Annotated in this window: 3 protein-coding genes and 1 pseudogene; 3 read left to right on the forward strand and 1 reads right to left on the reverse strand. The window is 44.1% G+C overall.

What is annotated here, in order from left to right:
- The coding region (locus PX636_RS22965; protein ID WP_502882912.1) for a Calx-beta domain-containing protein at positions 1 to 4,298 on the forward strand (4,298 nt) is incomplete at its 5' end.
- Between the two features lie 186 nt (positions 4,299 to 4,484).
- Here PX636_RS22965 and PX636_RS21100 read toward each other — a convergent pair.
- Positions 4,485 to 4,598: pseudogene (locus tag PX636_RS21100) on the reverse strand (zinc ribbon domain-containing protein); the annotation flags it as partial.
- Between the two features lie 351 nt (positions 4,599 to 4,949).
- Between PX636_RS21100 and PX636_RS21105 the strand changes: the two are divergent.
- Entirely contained in the window at positions 4,950 to 5,087 is a 138-nt protein-coding gene (locus PX636_RS21105; RefSeq protein WP_172970506.1) for a hypothetical protein, read from the forward strand.
- A partial coding sequence (locus tag PX636_RS21110; RefSeq protein ID WP_288118704.1) for an AAA family ATPase occupies positions 5,084 to 5,316 on the forward strand: 233 nt, incomplete at its 3' end. The genes PX636_RS21105 and PX636_RS21110, both read left to right, overlap by 4 nt.

Below are 5,316 nucleotides of genomic sequence, written 5' to 3' on the forward strand. Positions count from 1 at the left end.
AGATTTATCTCGCTGCTAATTTTCTTGATACAGCTACGGAGACAGACATTATTGCGGTTTTGTTAGAAGAATACGGGCATTTTATTGATGCTCATATTAATCAGACGGATAGCGCTGGTGATGAGGGAGACATTTTTTCTAACTTAGTGCGTGGTAATAGTCTCAGTGCTGGGACATTACAGGCTTTGAAAGGTGAGAATGATCATGCGACGATTACATTAGATGGCCAGAGTATTGAGATAGAACAAGGTGTGATACAACTTCCTGACTTGACAGCTGGTTCTCCGGCTCTATTAACGTGGGCTGATAACTTAAATCGCTATCAGTATGAAAATGTACGCACAATAGGTGGCGGATACAGAGCAAGATTTAAGAACACATTCCTACCTGGACCTATTCTAAATCCATTTCCCAACCCTATTCCTGCTGGTATTCCTCCTCTTTCTACAGTGGCTACTACCATCAATGAACTTCCCTCCACAGAAAAGGGATTGCTTATCCATACTGCTGGAACTGATCATGTATTTGGGAGTTCTTCTCCATGGACTCCATGGTCTCCAACTACAGGTTTTTCTAACATCACGAATGCAACTAACTTCATACAAACTATTGCGTTATCGCCTACGGGAAATACCCGCCATATCTTTGCAGAAGATACTTACAATAGCACAGTTGGTACACCAATTAATGTAGGTATATTGAGATATACAGGTGTTGGTGGGGTCAAAGTCACCCTAGATTGGACAGGTCCTGCCAGCAATAATCTAGATGTGTACTTGACGAACACTCTGGGCGGTTCTCCATCGTATACGCCGTCATTTATAGGAACTGAGACAACTGTTACTAATGACAACATCGAACAGATTTTCTCAACTACGATCCCTGCGGGTAACTACTATATTTATGTTACCAAAAATAGTACGGTAACTACTCCCTTCATTCAAGATTTCTCAATCTTTGCCACTGCTAATAATCCAGTAAATCAAGGTCACGGTTGGGGAGATGTGCATCTCGTAAATTTTGATGGAAAACCCTATGATTTTCAAGCAGTTGGGGAGTTTATTCTTGTCAAATCTCTGATAGATGATTTTCAAGTGCAAACCCGTCAAAAACCTTGGGGAGCAAGTACAAATGTTTCTGTCAACACAGCTTTTGCCACAAGGATAGATGGTTACAATGTTGTGTTCGATACGAAGCTTCCAGTTGGTCAACAACTAAAAATTGACGGATCGACCTATAATTTGTTAAATGGTCAAAGTGTATTTCTTGGTAACAGTAAGATTGAGCGTACTCAAGCTAATGACCCCTATGGTGGTTTTGTGGATGCTTATATATTGACTTATGCAGGACCAGATGGAATTATTGCCACTTCAGATGATGATAAGGTAACTGCCTATGACCATACTGGCTCTTATATCAATATTTTTGTTGATCCCGCTGACTATCGTTTTGGGGTACTTCAAGGGCTTTTAGGTAATGGTGATGGGGTTAGTACCAATGATTTTGCTCTGCGCGATGGCACAGACTTGGGACCTAATCCCACTGATCAAACAATACATACAACTTATGCAGATAGTTGGCGGATTACTCAGCAAGAATCCCTTTTCGGGACACCGACATTTGCTGATAAAAGTTTTCCCGCTAATTATGTCTCCTTACAAACTTTAGCGCAACAAAATCCCCAAGGAGTAGCAAACGCTTTCGCAAAGGGACGGGAATTTGGTATTGCTGAAGGTGCTTTTTTAAATGGTGGGGTTTTCGATTTTGTGGTGACGGGGGATGAAGGTTTTCTTAAAGGAGCGAAGCTGGCGGCAAACTTAGCACTTAAAAATGGAGACATTCAAATTCCACTTGGAAGCATCCAAGGCAGTAAATGGAACGATGCTAATGCTAATGGTATCTGGGACGGAGGCGAACAAGCCCTAGCAGGTTGGACAATTTACATTGATAGCGTTGCCAATGGACAATTAGATCCTTGGGAAATTTCCACAGTCACTAACGCTGATGGTCAATATACCTTCAGCAACTTAGGACCAGGAGAATACACCATCGGCGAAGTTCCTCAAACAGGCTGGGAACAAACCTATCCCACCACTCCCTATTCCATCGACCTGAAAACCGGCGCAATTACAGGTTCACCCAACCCCTATATCAGCCTAATTACCTCTCCCACTGACTCCAATGGTGATGGCTATTTAGAAACAGTAGTCAAAGTCAATTATCAAGCCCAACTTGATCAAGTCAAATTCATTGTCAACTACGATAAATCACCCACAGGATGGACACTTAACATTGGAGATTCAGCTACTAATGATGGGTATAAAGGAGATGCCTCTACTCAAAGTAATGATGCCGAACTGCAAATTTTAAACAAAGATTTAACCATTTATGGCAACGACTACACCCCTACTACCTTAAATCCTTTAGCAAATATCACCAATTTTGCTAATAATGTTAATTCTGTTGAGCTAGTCATCAGCAACGGACAGGTTGTTTGGAATAGCCCGAACGCTATCGGTAGCTTAAATACACCCTACCTCTATGCACTCAATGGTCAACCTGATGCAGAAGGTCCTGTAAATTACGATGTTTATGCCAGCCTTAACCGCGTCATTAATGGAACTTATCGTATCGGTTCGGGAGCAAGTAAAGTCACCATTATCCCTGTGAACAAGGGAACCCATAAAATTAATTTGGCAGCCGGACAAACAGCCACAGGTATAAACTTTGGCAATCGTCCAAGTACTCTAGTCACCCTCAACGTTACCCCAAGCAGTGTCACCGAAGATGGAATAACCAATTTAGTCTACACTTTCACCCGCCTCGGCAGCACCACCAATCCCTTAACAGTGAACTTTGGCGTTGCTGGAACTGCTACTTTCGCTACAGACTACACCCAAACAGGTGCAGCCACTTTCACATCTAGCACCGGAACCATTACCTTTGCTGCGGGTGCAGCGACAACAACATTAATTGTTGACCCCACAGCAGACACCACCGTTGAAGCGGACGAAACTGTTGCCCTCTCTTTAGCTTCTGGTGCTGATTATGTCATAGCTGGAACACCCACCGTCACTGGAACCATTATTGATGATGACTTACCCAAGATTAATCTTAGTCCCAGCAATCAGACTGTTGTTGAAGGTTTAACCACTCCTCAAAACGCCTCCTACACCGTCACTCTTTCCCAAGCAAGCAACCAAACCGTCAGCGTTAACTATGCTACTGCTAACGGTACAGCAACCGCGGGATCGGATTACACCGCCACCATTGGAACTCTAACCTTTGCCCCTGGTGTTACTACTCAAGTCATCAATATTCCCATTCTCAATAATTCCCTTAATGAGGCGAATGAAATCTTTACTTTAGCTTTGTCTTCTCCTACTAATGCTATTCTTGGTGCGGTGACGGCAGCTACCACGACTATAACCGATACTCTCACAGCCGCTGTCACCACGACTTTAGCGGCAAATGTGGAAAACCTGACACTGACGGGAGCAGCCGCCATTAACGGTACTGGTAACGCAGGTAATAACGTGATCACGGGCAACACGGCCAATAACCTTCTCAACGGTGGTGGGGGCAATGATACCCTTAATGGTGGTGCTGGCATTGATACCTTAATTGGTGGTTTAGGCAACGATATTTACATTGTTGATAGCATCACTGATATCATTACCGAAAATGCCAGTGCTGGTACAGATACCATTCAATCTAGTGTTACTTACACGATTGCGGCACTTGCTAACGTGGAAAATTTGACACTGACGGGAGCAGCCGCCATTAACGGTACTGGTAACGCAGGTAATAACGTTATTACTGGTAATAGTGGCAATAACATCCTCAATGGTGGTGCCGGACTCGATACCTTGACGGGGGGAGCAGGAAACGATGTCTTCCTCTTCCAATTTTCCCAATCTACTGTCGCTAACCCTGACCGGATCACTGATTTTGCGATCGGCTCCGACAAAATTGATTTGCTCAGTGCCGCAGGAGGTGTGCTGCCTGCCCCCGCTGCCTTTAGTCGTGCTGCCAATTCTGCCGCTGCCACTTTAACCAATGTCGTGAATGCTGTTTTTACCGATGCCAATGGTGCCTTAGCTGGAAACCAAGCACTTGGTATTAATGGCGCGGCCCTGGTCCAAGTAACCACTGCTGGGATAGCCGGAAACTATATTATTGTCAATGATAATGTTGCTGGTTTCCAAAGTGCCAATGACTTACTGGTTAACGTTACAGGCATTATCGGCACATTACCCGCTCTCGGTAATATCCCTGTTTCCAACTTCTTTGTTTAGTGGATTCCCGATCGGGTGACAAGAATATTCTGAAGCCGGCGTGTTAGGGATCGGGAATGGAGTCGCCTCCATCCCCGACCCTTCAGAACCGTGCATGAGACTTTCACCTCACACGGCTCCTAGTTTGATTGTCCCATTCTTAGGGATACAGCTTGTCTTAGGCACTTGGTTGACATACTCCCCCCGTCAAGCTACGCTGTGACGGGGGATTCTTGACCTATCACTATCGGAAATTCCTTGTTCAACGAGACAACTTAGATTCTCAATGTCTCCACTGAAAACCCAGAGGCCGGACTCTCCCCCCCCCTTGCCCCCCCCTGTCCCCCCGACATCGGAGGGACAAGGGGGGGGGGGAGATGCGAGTAGGATGCCTGCCACGAATAAAGAAAAATGCTATCAGCCAATTACTTTGAGAGTTAAGCAGTAAGCGTTGGGGTTGTTGGGTTTCGCTTTTTCAATCGAATTATAGCACTTTTCACGTTAGTGAGGTGTCGACAAGTTTTGCAAACAAAGGGTTTAAGCTCCTTGCCCATACCTCATTCTGATGAAAACTGCTATAGATTTAATTGGGCTAACCTACTTCCCAATTGTGTTAGCATCAGAGATAAGTATAAAACAGCCGAACGATTAAAGCGGGACTATTGGCTCTATATGGTGTTTAACTGTGGGACAATGTCGGAAGTTTATGTCATTCGAGATGCGGTTACGCTAGGACGGCAACCTGTTACAAGCATTGAACATTATCAGCTTGGACTAGAGGCAATTCTCCAGCAGGATGAACGGGAATGAAGATCAGCAAAATTCAGATTAAAAATTTTAAGTCTTTTCAAAATGTTACCGTAGATTTAGATCCTGATTTTAATGTCTTTACTGGGGTTAATAATTCAGGAAAAACCAATTTGCTAGAGGCGATCGCTCTTTGGCATGAGTGTTTTAATAAGCTAATTCGGCAAGCGGGCAAAGGATATAAAGAGTTATACAAAAAAGGTGATTATATTCTCGGTCATACAACAGAAAA

The sequence above is a fragment of the Microcystis sp. M53598_WE2 genome (assembly GCF_030067735.1).
Taxonomy (GTDB): domain Bacteria; phylum Cyanobacteriota; class Cyanobacteriia; order Cyanobacteriales; family Microcystaceae; genus Microcystis; species Microcystis aeruginosa.

Coding starts and splice junctions, on each gene's coding strand:
- PX636_RS21105 (WP_172970506.1), top strand. CDS start 4,950: ATGGTGTTTAACTGTGGGACAATGTCGGAAGTTTATGTCATTCGAGAT.